The following is a 16606-nucleotide window of genomic DNA, read 5'->3' as shown; positions in this document are numbered from 1 at the left end:
CCTCAGGAAGCCCCGCCTTGCGCGGGGCTTTTTCTTTCACCCCTGTTCCGTCAACGCTCGCGCGGCGGGCGTTCCGCCCCGTCCGGGCGCGGCGGCCTCTGCGTCAGGCGGGCGCGCTGCTCCGGCGTGAGTACCTGCAGGCGGGCGTGTTGCAGACGGGCGCGCAGCAGGCTCAGCTCGGCCGTGCTGGTGGCGATGCGTTCGGCCAACTGCTTGCCGCGCGCCTCGTCGAACTTGCCCTCGCGCGCCAGCTCGGCCAGCGCCTCCTCGGCCTGGCGGCGTGCCACCTCCAGCTTGCGCTGGGCGGGCATCTGCGCGTAGTGCAGTTCGAACAGGCGATCCTCCTGGGCATCGCTGAGCTGCAGCCCGGCGAACAGGGACTCGTGGCCGCCGGGAGGGGGGCCCGGCAGATTGCGGGGCGGCGGTGGCATGCCGCCGGCCGCGCCACCCGCAGCAGGCGGAAAATCGGCCTGGGCAGGGGGCAGGGCGAGGATGGCGGCAAGCCCCGCCAGGCACAGGATGGACAAGGGTTTCATGGCGCGCTCCGGGTGACGAAAAGGCCATTCTTGAGCCCGTCCCGGTAAAGGGCACACGCGCCTTGTAAAGCCAGGTTAAGCGGATGTAATTCGTCGTGAAAGCGGGCCCGGCCCCCGTATCATCCCGCTGGAAGGAGCGCAGGATGAGTGTGCAGAAAGTATTGCTGATCGACGACGACGTGGAACTGGCCGGCCTGCTGGGCGAGTACCTGCGCAACGAGGGATTCGATTTCCTCGCGGTGCATGATGGCGAGGCCGGCATTGCGCAGGCGATCTCCGGTGCGTATTCCATTGTCGTGCTCGACGTGATGATGCCGCGGCTGTCCGGCATCGACGTGCTGCGCCGCCTACGCGCGCACAGCCAGGTTCCGGTGCTGATGCTCACCGCACGTGGCGACGATGTGGACCGGGTCATCGGGCTGGAGCTGGGCGCCGACGACTACGTGGCCAAGCCCTGCACGCCGCGCGAACTGGTCGCCCGGCTGCGGGCGATCCTGCGCCGGGTGGCGCCGGAGGCGGTGGAGCCGAGTGGCGTGACCGCGCTCAGCGTGGGACCGATCCAGATCTGGCCGCAGCGTCGCGTGGCCGAGTGCGGCGGTGTGCGCCTGCCACTCACCAGTACCGAGTTCAACCTGCTGGAGGTGCTGGCCCGCCACGCCGGGCAGGTGGTGAGCAAGGCCGAGCTGAGCCTGCAGGCGCTGGGCCGCCCCCTGTTGCGTTTCGACCGCAGTGTGGACGTGCATGTCAGTAGCATTCGCCAGAAGATCGGCGTGCAGGCCGACGGCCGTTCGTGGATTCAAACGGTGCGCGGCGTCGGCTACCAACTGGTGCTGGAGTAAGGCTGCGTGGGTCGCCTGTTCTGGAAGCTGTTCCTGGCCTTCCTCAGCGCGCAGGTGCTGGCCGGCCTGGCGGTGGGACTGGTGATCTCGTTGCTGTACCCGCGCCCGCCCTCCCCGGCGGGTAGCCAGGAGGCACGCCAGATCGGCATGCTCGAGCGCGAGGCGCGCTGGGTCCGCCAGCTCGACCGCGCGCAACTGCGGCGCGCACTCGCCAGCGAGACCCCCGCGTCCGCGCCGACGGCAGGCTGGCCCAGCAACCCCGCCCCGGTGCTGCTGGCCATCGACGCGCAAGGCCAGGAACTGCTCGGCCGCCCCTACCTGGCCGACTGGCTGCACGCGGCGCGCAGCGTGATCCTGGCCGACGGCACGCCGCTGCGCATCTTCACCCCGCCGCTGGCCGTCCGCCCGCCGCCACCCGGTGGCCCTGCCGCCGTGCCCCCCTTTCCCGTGGTGCACCTGCTCATCGGCCTGCTCACCGCACTGGCCTTCAGCGCGCTGCTGGCGTGGTATCTCACGCGCCCGCTGCGCCACCTGCGCCAGGGTTTCGAGGCGCTCGGCGCGGGCCGCCTGGAGACCCGTGTCGCCGCCCAGATGGGGCACCGCCAGGACGAGATCGGCGACCTGGGCCGGCGCTTCGACACCATGGCCGAGCGCGTGCAGCAACTGCTGCAGGCGCAGCGCCGCCTGCTGCACGATGTGTCGCACGAGCTACGCTCGCCGCTGGCGCGACTGGCCGCTGCGGTTGGCCTGCTGCGCCAGAACCCGGCGCGCTACGAAGCCAGCCTGGTGCGCATCGAGCGCGAGACCACGCGCCTGGACCAGTTGGTCGGCGAGCTGCTGACCCTGTCGCGCCTGGAGGCCGGCACCAATAGTGGCGAGGTGGGTTTGGTCGAACTGTCCGACCTGCTGGCCGACGCGGTGGAAGATGCCCGCTTCGAGGGACAGGCACGCGCCTGCAGCGTGCGCCTGAACGGGCGCGAAGGCCTGCGGCTGAACGGCCAGGCCGAGCTGCTGTACCGCGCCTTCGACAACATCCTGCGCAATGCGCTGCGCCACTCGCCCCAGGGCGGCACGATCAATGTGACCGTCAGTGCCGATCAGGGCTGGGGACGCATCCTCATCGAAGATGAGGGCCAGGGTCTGCCCGAGGGCGCCTTGGCTCATGTGTTCGAGCCCTTCCAGCGCGGCGGCACGGCGGAGGACGGTGCCGGCTTCGGGCTGGGCCTGGCCATCGCACGACGCGCGGTGGAAGCACACGGCGGTCGCATCGCGGCACGCAACCGCGCCACCGGCGGGCTGTGCGTGGCAATCGAACTGCCGCTCGCCTGAGTCGCCGGCAAGGCTTGCCGCGTTTCCCTGAAGAAGCCCGCCAGCGCAGCTTCCGGCCACGGCAGCGGCGGCAGCCCTTGCCGCGAGCTCATGCAATTCGGATATCTGGATGGGATGTCGCGTGGTACCGGCGTCATCAGGCCAGCCAAAGCTGACCATTCTTCACCCAGATTTACACCAGACGTCTGGGCCTTAACACGCGACTGGCCGATGACTTGCCTGTGAGAGCGTGGTCGCGCCCGCGACCGGCAAACCCATTCGACATAGGAGCACGCATCATGAGTCTGAGCATTGGCAGCGTGTCGGGCATGAGTTCGAGCATGTCCGGCTTGGGGCGCATGCCGCCCCGTCCCGATCCCGCGCAGATGGCCAGCGAGATGTTTTCCAAGCTGGATACCGAGGGCAAGGGTTACATCGAAGAGAGCGATCTCGCCTCCGCCTTGAGCAGCTTGTCAGCCGAGGACAGCGGCCCGCTGTCGAGCGAAGAGCTGTTCAGCGCGCTGGATACCGACAGCGACGGCAAGGTCACCCAGTCGGAGATGAGCGAAACGCTGACCCGCCTGGCCGAGGAGATGGAGGCGCAGTTCAACAGCGATCGCATGGCGCAGGCCATGGGAGGGATGGGTGGAATGGGGGGCATGGGCGGAATGCCGCCACCACCGGGTAAGGACGAAGGTCTCAACGTCGATCAACTGAGCGAGATGGCCAGCGACGCGGAAGCGGCCGGCGACAGCCAGGCGAGCGAGCTGTCCAATCTGGTCGAGCATTTCGAGGAAGCCGACACCGACCAGGATGGCAAGGTGACGTTCAAGGAGGCCATGGCCTACAAGGAGAAGACGGCCAGCGAAAGCGGCGGCAGCGACGCCACGGCGCAGAACGATACCCAGACCGCGAACGTCGACGCACGGGTACTGCAGCGGGTCATGCAACTGGTGGCCAGCTACCGCGCGGACAGCGAATCCGTCACGCGCGGCACCAGCCTCGCCGCCACGGCCTGAGCCGGCCGGCCAGTCACGCAGAAGCTGGAGTGACGCGTAGCGAAACGGTTCTGGCTAGGCGCACCCCAGCCAGAACCCTTTTGTTACGGCTTCTCAGAAGCGGAAGTTCGCCGCCACCCCCAGCATCGGCGCATTCGCCAGGTCTTCCTTGACCAGCGAGTTGCCACTGCTGTCTTCCACCTCCAGTCGGCCCGACAGCAACATGCCGGCGTAGGCATCCAGGCTCAGGCTGGGCATCGGCTTCCATGACAGGTGCAGGAACATCGGCACATAACTGGCACGCCCGATGCCACCGGCCGATACCGCGTTGTCGGAGGCCAGACGGAAGCGCGCGTTGCGCCACGAACCGCCCAGACCCAGTTCCAGGCTGTCGTTGAAGCGGTAGGCCAGCTCCAGGCCGGCCGGCCCGCTCGGCCCCAGGCCCAGCGGGTTGAACAGGCGCCAGCGCTCATTGAAGCGCCAGTCGACGAGGATGAAGGGGAAGAACTCCAGATCCTCGTCCAGGCCGCGCGCCAGGCTCAGGCCGAAGCCCACGCGCTGGCCCGGCCCGAAGACCTTGAAACCGCCGCTCATCAGACCGTAGGTGACGCTGTCGCCGCTCTCCGCGCCTTCTTCGCCGGCCCAGTCGGCGCGTGGCGAGACCATCAACTGCCAGCCATCCCCCAGCCCACGCATGTACGACAACCCCAGGCCATAACGCTGCACCTTGCCCCAGGGCGCGGCCGGGAAACGCGTCGAATCCTGGAAGGACCAGTCTTCCTGCTCCGCCCGCAACTGCAGGCCCAGCATGTTGGTCTTGTCGAGCGCCCAGGTGTGGGAGAAGCTCAGTTGGGTGGCGTCGACCCCGGCCTGGCCACCGCTGCCCAGGTCGGCCTCCTGCACATGGATCTGGGCGGCCGACAGGCTGGTGCCCGGCGCCTGCGCCTGGGCCGCGCCGGCCAGCGCCAGTCCAAGGAAGGGTAGGAGAAAACGTTTCAGGGTAACGGGGGAAGACATCACGACCTTTCTGGCAGGAGTTTCTGCCGGGAGAGCTGTGGCACTGAGAACCGGGACAAGAGACCAACAGGGCAAGGGCAAGTTCCAGCCCGCAGGTGGTCAGGCGCTAAGACAAAGATGCATTGGCGAGCTTCAAACCAAACCCGATGAACAGACAGCCGGTGCCCGCCGTGCCACTGGCTGCCAGACGACGCCGGCGGCGGAACTGGCTGGCCAGATGCGCGCCGCCGAAGATCAGCGCCGACAGGTAGAGCGCACTGAGCACCTGGACGATCACCCCCAGGATCAGGAAGGAGAGCGCCGGGTAGGCATAGCCGGGATCGACGAACTGGATGAAGAAGGAGACGAAGAACAGGATCGCCTTGGGATTCATCAGGCTGATCAGCAGCGCCGTGCGGAACGGTCGCCCGGCGGGTTCGGCGGCGGCCGGTGCCTCCGGCGCGACGGCGCCCTTGCGCCACATCGCCAGCGCCCCGCGCAGCAGGCCGAAGCCCATCCAGGCCAGGTAGGCCGCACCGACATACTTGATCACCAGGAACAGGGCCGGCAGCGCATGCAGAAGGGAGGCCGCGCCGGTGGCCGAGGCCAGCATCAGCACGGTGTCGCCGACGAAGATGCCGCAGGCGCCGCGATAGCCCACCGCCACGCCGCGGCGCGAGGCCAGCGCCATCACATAGAGCGAGTTGGGCCCCGGCAGCAGGACGATCAGGGTCGCGCCGAGAATGTAGGTCCAGATGTCTGTGATGCCGAAAAACATGGTGCCCACCCCCACGAATATGCCGCGATGATAACCGGCCATCGCGCCGCGATTTTTTCTGGAATGTTTCTGGCAACTGAGTCCGCTCAAGCTCTGTCAGAATCCCTGCACGCCCTGCGCCCGCCCGCTCACGCCAACCCTCGCGCCCTCATCGAGGTATCGCCATGAAACTGCACAAACGCCCCCAGACCCGCGGCGAGGAAATCGCCAACAGCCTCAGCCATGGCGCCGGCCTGCTGTTAGCCCTGGTTTCCGCCCCCATCCTGATTGGGCTGACCGCCCGCGCCGGCTCGGCGGCCAACATCGTCGGCGCCTGCATCTTCGCCGCAGCCCTAGTGCTGACCTACCTGAATTCCACGGTGTATCACGCACTGCGCCCGGGCCGAGCCAAGCAGGTGCTGCGCAAGCTGGACCACGCCGCCATCTTCCTGCTGATCGCCGGCACCTACACGCCCTTCACCCTGGGTATCCTGAGCGGCGCCTGGGGCTGGAGCCTGTTCGGCCTGATCTGGGGGCTGGCTGGCCTGGGCCTGCTGCTGATGGTGTTCGACCGCCTCGCCAACCCCTGGCTATCCAACGGGCTTTACCTCGCGATGGGCTGGCTGGTGGTGGTAGCGGTGGTGCCCATGGTCACCCGCATGGAACTGGCCGGCTTGCTATGGCTTTTGGCAGGCGGCCTGGCCTATACCGGGGGCGTGGTGTTCTATGCGCTGGACGCGCGCCTGCGCTACGGCCATTTCGTGTGGCACTTGTTCGTGCTGACCGGCAGCGTGTGTCACTTCTTTGCGGTGCTGTGGTACGCGGCCTGAGGCTTTAACCCCTCCCGGCCTCCCCTGTCAGGGGAGGAGCACAGCCAGCGGACGTGTCAGGACGCCCTCCCCTGACAAGGGGAGGGTTGGGGAGGGGTTGGCAGAAGTATCGACCAGACCGGCCCTCACCCTAGCGGGGGCGCAATGCCTTCCGCATAGTCGTACAAGGCCCCCAGGATCGCCTCGCCGCGCTCGTCCGTCGTCTCGCTGAGCTGGTCGATGCGATCGAAGAAGTCCGCCAGCGAACGCCCCGTACCCACGCCTTCATGCAGTTGCGCGACACGGTGGGCGAGCCAACGCGCCTGCTCCGGCTCACTCAGCGAATCAGGGAAGTTGCGCGCGCGGTAGCGGAACAGCAGCTCCTCCAGGCGCGCATCCTCGAAGCTCACCCGTTCGCGTGCCAGACCCAGCGGGTCGAGCTGACGCAGGCGGTTGAGCAGGGCGCGGTCACGGTTGCCGACGAAGCCGCCGTACAGGTCCTCATCGACATCGACGGCCTGCTCGGCGGGCGGGCGCTGATACACCGCGCGCCATAGCGCGGTCAGCTCGGGCAGGGCGCGCGCGCGCGCCGCATGCTGCTCTGCCAGGGCGAGGTCCAGCCCCCATTGCTCGGCCATGGCGGGCGACAGGGTGCGCAGGTTGCCGATCACGATCGGCGACTTGTTGATGTGGATGCTCTTGAGCGGTAGGCGGGTCACGCCCTCGGGCAGGTCTTCGCTGCGCGTGTAGAGGCGCTGGCGCACGGTCTCGGCGTCCAGCCCGCGCAGCTCGTCGGGGTCGTGCGCCAGGTCCCACACGATGATCTCGTTCTTGTTGGTGGGGTGCGGTGCCAGCGGCCACACCACGGCGAGGCAGCCGCGCTCGGCCGGGAACATGCCGGAGATGTGCAGGACGGGCTGCGGCTGCAGCAGATTGATCTCGGCCAACACCGCATCCTTCTTGCGCAGCTTGAGGCAGAAGTCCCACAGGCGCGGCTGGCGTGCGCGGATCAGGCGCGCCAGCGCGATGGTGGCGCGCACGTCGGACAAGGCGTCGTGCGCGGCCTCATGCACCAGACCATTGGCGGCTGTCAAATGTTCGAGCTTGAACGAGGGCCGGCCGTCTTCATGGCGCGGCCATTCGATGCCCTCGGGGCGCAAGGCGTAGGTGCAGCGTACGACATCGAGCAAGTCCCACCGCCCGCAATCGTGTTGCCACTCGCGCGCATAGGGGTCGATCAGGTTGCGCCAGAACAGGTGGCGCGTGACTTCATCGTCGAAACGGATGGTGTTGTAGCCCACGCCCACGGTGCCGGCCTCGGCCAGCTCACGCTCGATGGCGGCGGCAAAGGCGTGCTCGGGCAGGCCGTGCTGCAGACAGGTCTGCGGCAGGATGCCGGTGAGCAGGCAGGACTCGGGGTCGGGCAGGTAATCCGGCGCCGGCTGGCAGTAGATCATCTGCGGATTGCCGATCTCGTTGAGCTCGGCGTCGGTGCGGATGCCGGCGAACTGCGCCGGGCGGTCGCGCCGCGGCTGGATGCCGAAGGTCTCGTAGTCGTGCCAGTAGAAGCTGAGCGCTGCCGCCATGGATATGCGTCCGGAAGGGTGCCAGCCGGAATTCTATGCGAGGGCGCCTGCCGGAAACGCCCCGCCAACGGGTAGCATCTCGCTACCACTTGGTTCCCGCTCAGTCCGCATGTCGAACTCTCACACCCTGGCCTTCGTCGCCGAGACCCGGCTCGGCAACCGCTTCCTCAACTCCCGCACCTGGCAGGTCCATGTGCTGGCACGCGCGCTGACGGACCTCTCGCGCATGCTACCGTCAGAATCGACGCGCTTCCCGCGCATCCTCGACATCGGCTCCGGCTACGGCCACGCCTTTGCCCAGTTGCATGCGCGCTTCAGCCCGGAGCTGATCGTCGGCATCGACGCCGACCCGCACTTTCTCGCGCGCGCCGGCGAGGCCGCGCAAGCCGCGCCCTGCCGCGTCGAGCTGCAGCAGGTGCACGCCGAGGCCCTGCCCTTCGCGGATGCCAGTTTCGACCTCGTGTTCTGCCACCAGAGCCTGCACCACATCGTCGACCAGGAAGCGGCGCTGGCGCACATCCATCGCGTGCTGAAGCCGGGCGGCCTGTTCCTGTTCGCCGAGTCGACGCGGCGCTACATCCACTCGTGGATGATCCGCCTGTTCTTCCGTCACCCGATGCATGTTCAGCGCACCGCCGAGGAGTACGTCGCCATGGCGCGGGCCGCTGGCTTCGAGCTGCCGCCCGAGCGCGTGTCCCTGCCCTTCCTGTGGTGGAGCCGGCCGGACCTGGGCGCCCTCGAATGGTTCGGCTTCCCGGTCCCGCAACAACGCGAGGAAACCCTGGTCAACGCAGTCTGCCGCAAACCCCTGGCCTGACGCCCGGGAGCGCCGGCGGTACACTGATTGACCGTTTCGCCGCATGAGGAGCACGCACATGGAATATCGCCGTCTGGGCCGTTCCGGCCTCAAGGTCAGCGCGCTGTCGCTGGGCTCCTGGGTGACTTATGCCAATCAGGTCGATGTGGCCAATGCACGCGAGATCATGGCCGCCGCACGCGATGCCGGCGTGAACTTCTTCGACAACGCGGAGACCTACGCCGCCGGCCAGTCCGAGCGCATCATGGGTGATGCGCTGCGCGAGCTGGGTTGGCCGCGCGAGCATTACGTGGTGTCGACCAAGTTCTACTGGGGCCTGTCGGACGACCCCAACGTCTATCACACGCTCAACCGCAAGTACCTGCTGGGCGCCATCGACGGCTCGCTGCGCCGCCTTGGACTCGATTACGTGGACCTTGTGTTCTGCCACCGCCCCGATCCGCACACCCCGATCGAGGAGACGGTGTGGGCCATGCACGACATGATCAATCGCGGCAAGGCGCTGTACTGGGGCACCTCGGAATGGAGCGCCGACGAGATCCGCGCGGCCTGGCAGATCGCCGAGCGCCACCACCTGCACAAGCCGGTCATGGAGCAACCGCAGTACAACCTGTTCACGCGTCGCCGTGTCGAGCAGGAGTACGCCCGCCTGTACGAAGACATCGGCCTGGGTCTCACCACCTGGAGCCCGCTCGCCTCCGGCGTGCTGACCGGCAAGTATCTGGACGGCATTCCCGCAGGCTCGCGCGGTACGCTCAAGGGTTATGAGTGGTTGCACGAGCGCCTGCTCGACCCGGCGCGTAACGCCGCCACGCGCAAGCTGCTGACGATCGCGGGCGAGCTGGACTGCACGCCCGGCCAGCTTGCGCTGGCCTGGTGCCTGCGCAACCGCCACGTCTCCACGGTGATCACCGGCGCGTCGCGGCCCGCCCAGGTCGAGGAGAACATGCGTGCGCTGGCTCTCGTCAGCCATCTCGACGCCGCGCTGTGCGCCCGCCTCGACGCAGCCTGCGAAGGCGCCATCCAATAAGCAATCGCAAGGAAACGAACATGAAGAAACTGGTGATGGCCTCACACAACAAGGGCAAGCTGCGCGAATTCGCCGCCCTGCTCGCGCCGCTGGGCTGGGAGGTGATTCCGCAATCGGAGCTGGGCGTCAGCGAGGCCGAAGAGCCGCACGGCACCTTCGTCGAGAACGCGCTGGCCAAAGCACGCCATGCTTCGCGCGCGACCGGCCTGCCCGCGCTGGCGGACGACTCGGGCATCTGCGTGGCCGCGCTGGGCGGCGCGCCCGGCGTGTACTCGGCACGCTTCGCGGGTGAGCCCAAGTCGGACGAAGCCAACAATGCGCTGCTGCTCGAAAAACTGGAGGGCGAAGCCGACCGCCGCGCGCATTACGTGTGTGTGCTGGTCATGGTGCTGCATGCGGAGGACCCGCAGCCCATCATCGCGGAGGGCGAGTGGCACGGCGAGGTGACGCGCGAGGCGCGCGGGGCCGGCGGCTTCGGCTACGACCCCTATTTCCTGCTGCCCGAGCTGGGCCAGACGGCGGCCGAGCTGGATGCCGCACTCAAGAACACGCTCAGCCACCGGGGCGCGGCCTGCCGCATCCTGCTGGAGCGCCTGCGTCGCCTGCAGGCTGGCTGAACCACGGAACGTCAGCCGCCGCGCACGGTCCACGATAGACAGGTAGACTTCGGCCCGATACCAAGGAGGTCGTCATGAAGACCCGTTTGCTGTTGTCCGCTCTGTTGTTCAGCCTGTCCCTGCCCGCCTGGGCCGCCGATGCGCCGCCGCCGCCCAAGCTGGAGCCGATTCCGGAGGTTCCGCCGCCGGTCAACGCGAGCTCCGCGGCGCCGGTGATCGAGGAGGGCAGCGAGGTCACCACGCGCCAGGAGGGTGAAGTCCGCATCGAAGAGTTCCGTCGCAAGGGCGGCCAGCTCTATCTGGTGAAAGTCACACCGCGCGTCGGCGCGCCGTACTTCCTGGCCAATCCGAATGATTCGATCAACAGCATCCCGAGCCCGGATGGCCACGACAAGGCCCAGCGCACGCCGGCCTGGATCATCAAGAGCTGGTGAGCCAAGGATTTTGGGGGGGCACCCCCAAAAAAGACGCCTCGCACCTAGGAGGAGATGCGAGGCGCGTCAAGATCGTTTGTCTTCGAGGAGACACCTAGGACAAACGTACAGCCGTCTGCCCAAGAGGCCGGGTGCAAGGGTCGGTCAAACACCCGTCCCCGCAGGCAGACGCTCCGCAAACCGCCGCCGCGCCGTCCAGCAAGAAGTCGCGGCGGCGGCCTCCAGATTCAGCGGTAATGAATCACCCAGCCCAGTTCCAGGGGCTGGTCAAAGCGCGCCAGGCGCAGGACGCAACGCACCAGGGTATGCATCCGGCCCATCGGCGCGCGGTACTCCGGCGCCTCGTCCAGTTCGACAACGCTGATCTCGTCGAAGCCGGTAAGGTCAAACTCCGTGACCGCTCCTTCTGCGAAGCGCACCCGGCCGCCTTCGACCTTCGCGCCACGCGAGAAGCTGGCGAACTCCATGACGACCTGCACGCCCTCCAGCGGCGCGGCCGGCACGTAGCGGTCGCTGCGCTGGATGCGGCCGCTGTCGAGGCGGTACTCGGTATGCGCCTGCAGCCGGCCATCCTTGACCGGCGCCTTGTCGCCCAGGCGATTGAGTTCCTGCATGTCATAGGCCACGCGCAAGGCACTGCCCTGCTCCTCGATCTGCAGGCGGCGGAAGAAGGCGGTGCCGGTGAGCAGGCTGCCATCGGCCAACAGGAAGCGCGGCATCAGTTGCGGAAAGTCCGCGTCGGCCGCCCCTTGCACCAAGTCGTTGGAGAACGGGATCGGGTAGTAGGGATTGGTGTGGTGCAGGGTCACACCGCCGTTGATGATGGGCAGGTCGATCAGACGCGTACCATCGCGGAAGCCCACCAGCGCACGGTCATACTCGCCGCGCGCGAACCAGGTGGTGGAGAAGCGCGGCAGGCCATCCAGCCAGCCACTAAAGGCCGGCGTTGGCGCCTGTTCGGCGTAGCCCATGCGCTGCCACAGGTTGCAGGTGTAGATGTGGTGGTGGAGCATCGTGAAGTTCTCGCCCAGCACGCGGTGCTTGGCGCGATAGGCATCGGTGCGGCGCCCCTTGTCCCACAGATTGACCGACTGCATTTCAGGGTCGAACCAGAACGTCAGGTACTTGACCGTCTCGCGCACCTGGAAGGCATAAGCCATGTCACGCTCGGCCGGGCTCAACACGCCCAGCCAGGCGGCGGTGGACAGGATCTCGATGAAGGCGGTGTCGCCATAGGCACCGATCGAACGGCCGTAGCAGAAGCCGTCGCCACGCAGGTTCAGGCGCGGCAGCACGACATCCACCGCCTTGCGCAGCCAGGCCTTGAGCTGCGGCGTGACTTCCATGCCGGTCTCGACGAAGCGGTAGCAGATCTCGCCGATCAGCAGCACGCTGTAGCGGTCGAAGCGCCCCTCACCGTCGGTTTCGTCGGAGAAGCCGAACTCGCCGGAATAGGTCTCGTAGTGCTTGATCGTCTTGGCCAGCAGCACTTCGCTGCCGCTGGCATCCTCCCAGCCCATCAGGTAACGCAGGCGGGCGATGCTGAAGGCCACGCCGTAGTAGTTCGTCGGCAGGTTGATCAGCGTGTAGCCCTGCGCCACGTCGACAAAGCGGCGCCAGTCCAGGCGCTCGCGCAGACGCGCCAGGGTGGCCTCGTCCAGCGCCTGCTCCAGCAGGCCGGCCTCGCGCAGGCGATTCAGCGCCGCCACGTAGTAATAGATGCCCCAACTGTCGTTGTCGTCCTCCAGGGTCAGGGCCGCGATGCGGCGGTAGCCTTCGAGGTAGGACTGGAAACGCGTACCCTGGCGGTCAGCCCCCAGCAAGAGGTAGGAGAGACCGAAGGCAATCTTGCCGGGCAGGAACTTGTCCTTGCCGGTGAATACCACCGTGTGGTCGATCACCAGTTCCTTGCCGGCCGCGTCGAGCAGACCGAAGAAATGGTCGAGCTGCGGCAGCATGTAATGTGTGACGAGTTCCTTCAGCGGCGTAGCCCGCAGCGCACTGAGCTGGGCCTCGGTGGGACAGGCCGGCGCCAGCGCGACGGCAGGCTGAGGCAAGGTGTTGACGGACATCAGCATGGCTCCAAGTGAAAAGTACGATCCGACCCGTATTATTTTGGTGAAAGTAAAACGTTTAACTCGATTAAGAATATGTCACCAAAAGCCTCGGGTCAAGGCCGCTGCGCCGTACTCACCGCCCCGAACAGACCGCTCACGACGCCCACCCGCCGGGTGGCGCCGCTGTGACACCGCACATTGACGCCACTGGCCTGCCCGCCTTAATGTGCAGGCACCCCGTGGGCGACCCCGCCCGTGGCGCCTCTAACCAGCACTCGCACCATGCAGATCAAGCGCACCGCGACGATTCGCGATGTGGCCAACGCGGCCGGCGTATCCACCGCCACGGTTTCCAAGTTCATCAACGGCCTGCAGCGCTTCACCCCCGAGGTGGAAAAGCGTTTGCGCGAAGCCATCGAGAAGCTCGGTTATCGCCAGAATCCGCTTGCGCGCAGCATGGTCACCGGCGAGACGCGCAACTTCGGCGTCGCCGTGCTGGACGTGCGCAACCCGCATTTCGCCAACATCGTGAAGGGCGCCAACCGCGTCGCGCTGGAACACGACTACAACCTGCTGGTGGTCGACCTGCAGGAGCGCCAGTCGCACGAACGCCACCTGCTCGAAGCCCTGTCGATGCGCGTGGACGGCCTGATCGTCAGCTCGCGCGTGCCAGACGACTCGATCTCCTGGCTGACCGAACTGGGCAAGCCGGTGGTCTTCTTCGGCCGTCTGCAGCGGCCCGGCATCATGTGCGTACGCACCGACGGCTTCCAGGCCGCCTACATGCTGGGCAAGCACCTGCTGGAAACGGGGCGCAAGCGCGTCGCCTATCTCGGTTTCCTGCCTGCGCGCTGGAACCACGAACGCCTGCTGGGCGTGAACTCGGCGCTGTCCGAGGCCGGCCTGTCGGTGATCCAGCATTCGGTGGACTTCCCCACGCTGGAGGGCGGCCAGGCCGCCGCCGCCGGCCTGCTGATGTCGGGCCAGCGCCCGGATGCCGTGGTCTGCTACAACGACCTGATCGCCATTGGCCTCATGCACGAAGCCCAGCAACTGGGCCTGCGTGTGCCGGAAGACCTCGCCGTGGCGGGCTTCGACGACATCCCGGTGGCGCGCTTCATGACCCCCGCGCTGACCACCGTGCACATGCGGAGCGAGGAACAGGGCGAAACCGCCATGCGCTGCCTCATCAACGCGGTGACGACCGGCGCCACCGACACCGACATCCTGCTCGAACCGCGCCTGATCCCGCGCGCCTCAACCGCGCGCCGCTTCTGAAGCGGCGCGCCTGAATGCAGAACGCCCCTTGCGGGGCGTTCTGCATTGGGCGTACTCGTGCGTTATCGCATCTGCGCCGCCAGTTGCTGCAGGCGGGCAATGCGCTCCTCGGTGTGCGGGTGGGTGGAAAACAAGCCAGCCAGGCCGCGCCCCGACAGCGGGTTCATGATCATCATCTGCGCCGTCTCGGGGTGCGCCTCGGCCGGCGCCATCGGGATGCCGCTGGCGTAGGCGTGGATCTTGTGCAGCGCACTGGCCAGCGCCAGAGGGTCGCCGGAGATTTCCGCGCCACCACGGTCGGCCTCGAACTCGCGGGCGCGCGAGATCGCCATCTGGATCAGGCTGGCGGCCAGCGGCGCCAGCAACATGACCGCGATGCTGGCGATCGGATTGGCCGGGCGGCCTTCGCTGTCGCGCCCGCCGAAGAACACGGCGAAGTTCGCCAGCGCCGAGATCGCCCCCGCCATGGTGGCCGAGATGGTGGAGATCAGGATGTCGCGGTGCTTCACGTGCGCCAGTTCATGCGCCATCACGCCGCGCAGCTCACGCTCCGACAGCAGTTGCAGGATGCCGCTGGTGGCCGCGACGGCCGCATGCTCCGGATTGCGCCCGGTGGCGAACGCGTTTGGCTGGGCCTCGTTGATGATGTACACCTTGGGCATCGGCATCTGGGCACGCCCGGCCAGTTCCCTCACCATGTTGTACAGGTAAGGGGAGGTGGTCTCGTCCACCTGCTGCGCGTTGTACATGCGCAACACCATCTTGTCCGAGAACCAATACGAAAACACGTTCATCGCGCCGCCGAACAGCAGCGCCAGCAGCATGCCCTGCTGACCGCCGATCATGCCGCCCACGACGCCAAACAGCGCCATGATGGCCGCCATCAGGATGGACGTCTTGACCCAGTTGAACATTGCCTTTGCCTCGTGTCAGGTAACGCGCCACATGGCGCAATGCTTAGATCGGGACGGGGACGAAAGTTTCAATCCTTCACCACGGAGAAGGCGTCACCCGGCTGCAAGGCGAGGCCACGCAGGAACTCCCCCGCCGGCAGGCGCTTGCCCCCCGGCTTCTGCAGTTGGGTCAGGCGCAATGCGCCTTCGCCACAGGCCACCACCACCCCCTGCGCATCGGCAGCCAGCACCGTACCAGGCTGCGCGCTCCCTTCGACCGCCTCGCCAGCCCACAGCTTGAGCGTCTGCTCGCCGAACTGTGCGGCGCCTCCTGGGAAGGGATTGAAGGCGCGCAGCTTGCGTGCGAGTACGGCGGCCGGCTGGCGGAGGTCCAGCAGGGCCTCAGCCTTGTCGATCTTGTGGGCGTAGGTCACGCCCTCGGCCGGCTGCGGGGTGCGCGCGAGCGGTCCCTGGGCAAGCTGTCGCAAGGCGTCCACGATCATCTCGCCGCCCATCGTCGCCAGCTTGTCATGCAGGCTGCCGGTCGTGTCGCTATCCAGGATCGGGAGCGCACGCATCGAAATCATGTCACCGGTGTCCAGCCCGGCATCCATCTGCATGATGGTGATGCCGGTCTCGGCGTCACCGGCCTCGATGGCGCGATGGATCGGCGCCGCACCGCGCCAGCGCGGCAGCAGCGAGCCATGAATATTGAGACACCCCGCACGCGGCAGATCCAGCACCGCCTGCGGCAGGATCAGGCCATAGGCCGCGACCACCAGCACGTCCGGCGCACAGGCCGCGAGGCGCGCCCTTTGTTCCTCGGTACGCAGGCGCTCGGGCTGATCAACTTCGATGCCGCGCGCCAGGGCCACCTGCTTCACTGCGCTGGGCTGCAACTGCATGCCGCGCCCGGCCGGCCGGTCCGGTTGAGTCAGCACCAAGGGCACATCGAAGCCGGCGTCGAGGATGGCGCGCAGCGCAACGGCAGCGAATTCCGGCGTACCGGCAAAGGCGATTTTCATGTCAATTCAGGACTGAGGACTGAGGAAGCATGCGCCAGCAGCGCCGGCGAAAGATGTCACTCAGTCCTGGTTACGCAGTAATCCGCGCCCGCTTGGCCAGCTTGGTCTTGATGCGGTTCTGCTTCAGGTTCGACAGGTACTCGACGAAGACCTTGCCGTCCAGGTGGTCGATCTCGTGCTGGATACACACAGCCAGCAGCCCCTCGGCCTCGAACTCGGTCTGCTTGCCCTGGGCGTCGAGCGCCCGTACCCGAATCCACGCCGCCCGGCTGACTTTTTCATAGATTCCAGGCACGGACAGGCAACCTTCCTCGCACAGCTGTTCGCCACTGCGCTCAATGATCTCGGGGTTGATCAGCGCCATCAGCCCGGTCTTGTCATCGCTGGCGTCGATGACCACGATACGTTCGTGCACATTGACCTGGGTGGCCGCCAGGCCGATGCCCGGCGCCGCATACATGGTCTCGGCCATGTCGGCGATCAGGGTGCGGACTCGCTCGTCCACCACCTTAACGGGCTTGGCGACGGTGTGCAGACGGGGGTCGGGAAAGTGCAGGATGGGCAGCAGGGCCATTCGTCCGAATATCCAGAAAACCTTGATGGGTGAAGCAACTACGTGCAGAATC

The 16606-nt window shown here is 67.1% G+C and carries 17 protein-coding genes; 9 read left to right on the top strand and 8 right to left on the bottom strand.

Annotated features, from left to right (window positions below; genetic code table 11):
• Window positions 1-50: 50 nt before the first annotated feature.
• Window positions 51-536: a Spy/CpxP family protein refolding chaperone gene (locus tag NMB43_RS00790; protein ID WP_494350251.1), complete on the bottom strand. Its 486-nt coding sequence runs from the start codon at window positions 534-536 to the stop codon at window positions 51-53.
• A 143-nt stretch (window positions 537-679) separates the two neighbouring features.
• On the opposite strand from NMB43_RS00790, the gene NMB43_RS00785 reads away from it, so the two are divergent.
• From NMB43_RS00785 to NMB43_RS00775, 3 genes are all read left to right on the top strand, one after another.
• Window positions 680-1375: a response regulator gene (locus NMB43_RS00785; RefSeq protein WP_494350250.1), complete on the top strand. Its 696-nt coding sequence runs from the start codon at window positions 680-682 to the stop codon at window positions 1373-1375.
• Window positions 1376-1381: 6 nt separating this feature from the next.
• Window positions 1382-2704 (top strand): HAMP domain-containing sensor histidine kinase, encoded by a 1323-nt coding sequence (locus NMB43_RS00780; RefSeq protein WP_494350249.1) that lies wholly within the window; start codon window positions 1382-1384, stop codon window positions 2702-2704.
• A gap of 278 nt (window positions 2705-2982) precedes the next feature.
• Complete coding sequence (locus NMB43_RS00775) at window positions 2983-3702, top strand: EF-hand domain-containing protein (RefSeq protein ID WP_494350248.1); 720 nt, start codon at window positions 2983-2985, stop codon at window positions 3700-3702.
• Between the two features lie 93 nt (window positions 3703-3795).
• On the opposite strand, the gene NMB43_RS00770 is transcribed toward NMB43_RS00775, so the two are convergent.
• Both NMB43_RS00770 and leuE read right to left on the bottom strand, forming a co-directional pair.
• On the bottom strand, window positions 3796-4698 hold the full coding sequence (locus NMB43_RS00770) for a hypothetical protein (RefSeq protein WP_494350247.1): 903 nt from the start codon (window positions 4696-4698) through the stop codon (window positions 3796-3798).
• A gap of 106 nt (window positions 4699-4804) precedes the next feature.
• Window positions 4805-5455 (bottom strand): leucine efflux protein LeuE, encoded by a 651-nt coding sequence (gene leuE, locus NMB43_RS00765; RefSeq protein WP_494350246.1) that lies wholly within the window; start codon window positions 5453-5455, stop codon window positions 4805-4807.
• 164 nt (window positions 5456-5619) lie between these two features.
• On the opposite strand from leuE, the gene trhA reads away from it, so the two are divergent.
• A complete protein-coding gene (gene trhA, locus NMB43_RS00760) occupies window positions 5620-6264 on the top strand; it encodes a PAQR family membrane homeostasis protein TrhA (RefSeq protein ID WP_494350245.1) in 645 nt (214 codons plus the stop codon).
• Between the two features lie 125 nt (window positions 6265-6389).
• On the opposite strand, the gene sbcB is transcribed toward trhA, so the two are convergent.
• Window positions 6390-7829 carry an exodeoxyribonuclease I gene (sbcB, locus tag NMB43_RS00755; RefSeq protein WP_494350244.1) on the bottom strand — a complete coding sequence of 480 codons (1440 nt, stop codon included), beginning with the start codon at window positions 7827-7829 and terminating at the stop codon, window positions 6390-6392.
• A 109-nt stretch (window positions 7830-7938) separates the two neighbouring features.
• Between sbcB and NMB43_RS00750 the strand changes: the two genes are divergently transcribed.
• The 4 genes from NMB43_RS00750 to NMB43_RS00735 all read left to right on the top strand — a co-directional run bounded on the left by NMB43_RS00750 (window position 7939) and on the right by NMB43_RS00735 (window position 10727).
• Window positions 7939-8646 (top strand): class I SAM-dependent methyltransferase, encoded by a 708-nt coding sequence (locus NMB43_RS00750; protein WP_494350243.1) that lies wholly within the window; start codon window positions 7939-7941, stop codon window positions 8644-8646.
• A gap of 58 nt (window positions 8647-8704) precedes the next feature.
• On the top strand, window positions 8705-9676 hold the full coding sequence (locus NMB43_RS00745; RefSeq protein WP_494350242.1) for a potassium channel beta subunit family protein: 972 nt from the start codon (window positions 8705-8707) through the stop codon (window positions 9674-9676).
• A gap of 20 nt (window positions 9677-9696) precedes the next feature.
• Window positions 9697-10293 carry an RdgB/HAM1 family non-canonical purine NTP pyrophosphatase gene (rdgB, locus tag NMB43_RS00740; protein ID WP_494350241.1) on the top strand — a complete coding sequence of 199 codons (597 nt, stop codon included), beginning with the start codon at window positions 9697-9699 and terminating at the stop codon, window positions 10291-10293.
• A gap of 74 nt (window positions 10294-10367) precedes the next feature.
• Window positions 10368-10727: a DUF2782 domain-containing protein gene (locus NMB43_RS00735; protein ID WP_494350240.1), complete on the top strand. Its 360-nt coding sequence runs from the start codon at window positions 10368-10370 to the stop codon at window positions 10725-10727.
• Between the two features lie 227 nt (window positions 10728-10954).
• On the opposite strand, the gene NMB43_RS00730 is transcribed toward NMB43_RS00735, so the two are convergent.
• Window positions 10955-12805: a hypothetical protein gene (locus tag NMB43_RS00730; RefSeq protein WP_494350239.1), complete on the bottom strand. Its 1851-nt coding sequence runs from the start codon at window positions 12803-12805 to the stop codon at window positions 10955-10957.
• A 261-nt stretch (window positions 12806-13066) separates the two neighbouring features.
• Between NMB43_RS00730 and NMB43_RS00725 the strand changes: the two genes are divergently transcribed.
• On the top strand, window positions 13067-14062 hold the full coding sequence (locus NMB43_RS00725; protein WP_494350238.1) for a LacI family DNA-binding transcriptional regulator: 996 nt from the start codon (window positions 13067-13069) through the stop codon (window positions 14060-14062).
• A gap of 62 nt (window positions 14063-14124) precedes the next feature.
• Here the strand turns inward: NMB43_RS00725 and htpX are convergent, their stop codons facing one another.
• From htpX to def, 3 genes are all read right to left on the bottom strand, one after another.
• Window positions 14125-14976, bottom strand: coding sequence for a zinc metalloprotease HtpX (htpX, locus tag NMB43_RS00720; protein WP_494350237.1), 852 nt, complete (start codon window positions 14974-14976; stop codon window positions 14125-14127).
• A 68-nt stretch (window positions 14977-15044) separates the two neighbouring features.
• Entirely contained in the window at window positions 15045-15980 is a 936-nt protein-coding gene (gene fmt, locus NMB43_RS00715) for a methionyl-tRNA formyltransferase (RefSeq protein WP_494350236.1), read from the bottom strand.
• Window positions 15981-16050: 70 nt separating this feature from the next.
• Entirely contained in the window at window positions 16051-16554 is a 504-nt protein-coding gene (def, locus tag NMB43_RS00710) for a peptide deformylase (RefSeq protein WP_494350235.1), read from the bottom strand.
• Window positions 16555-16606 lie beyond the last annotated feature (52 nt).

The sequence above is a fragment of the Uliginosibacterium sangjuense genome (assembly GCF_059132465.1).
The sequence above is the reverse complement of the archived record's forward strand: the minus strand, read 5'-3'. Positions and strand labels throughout refer to the sequence as shown.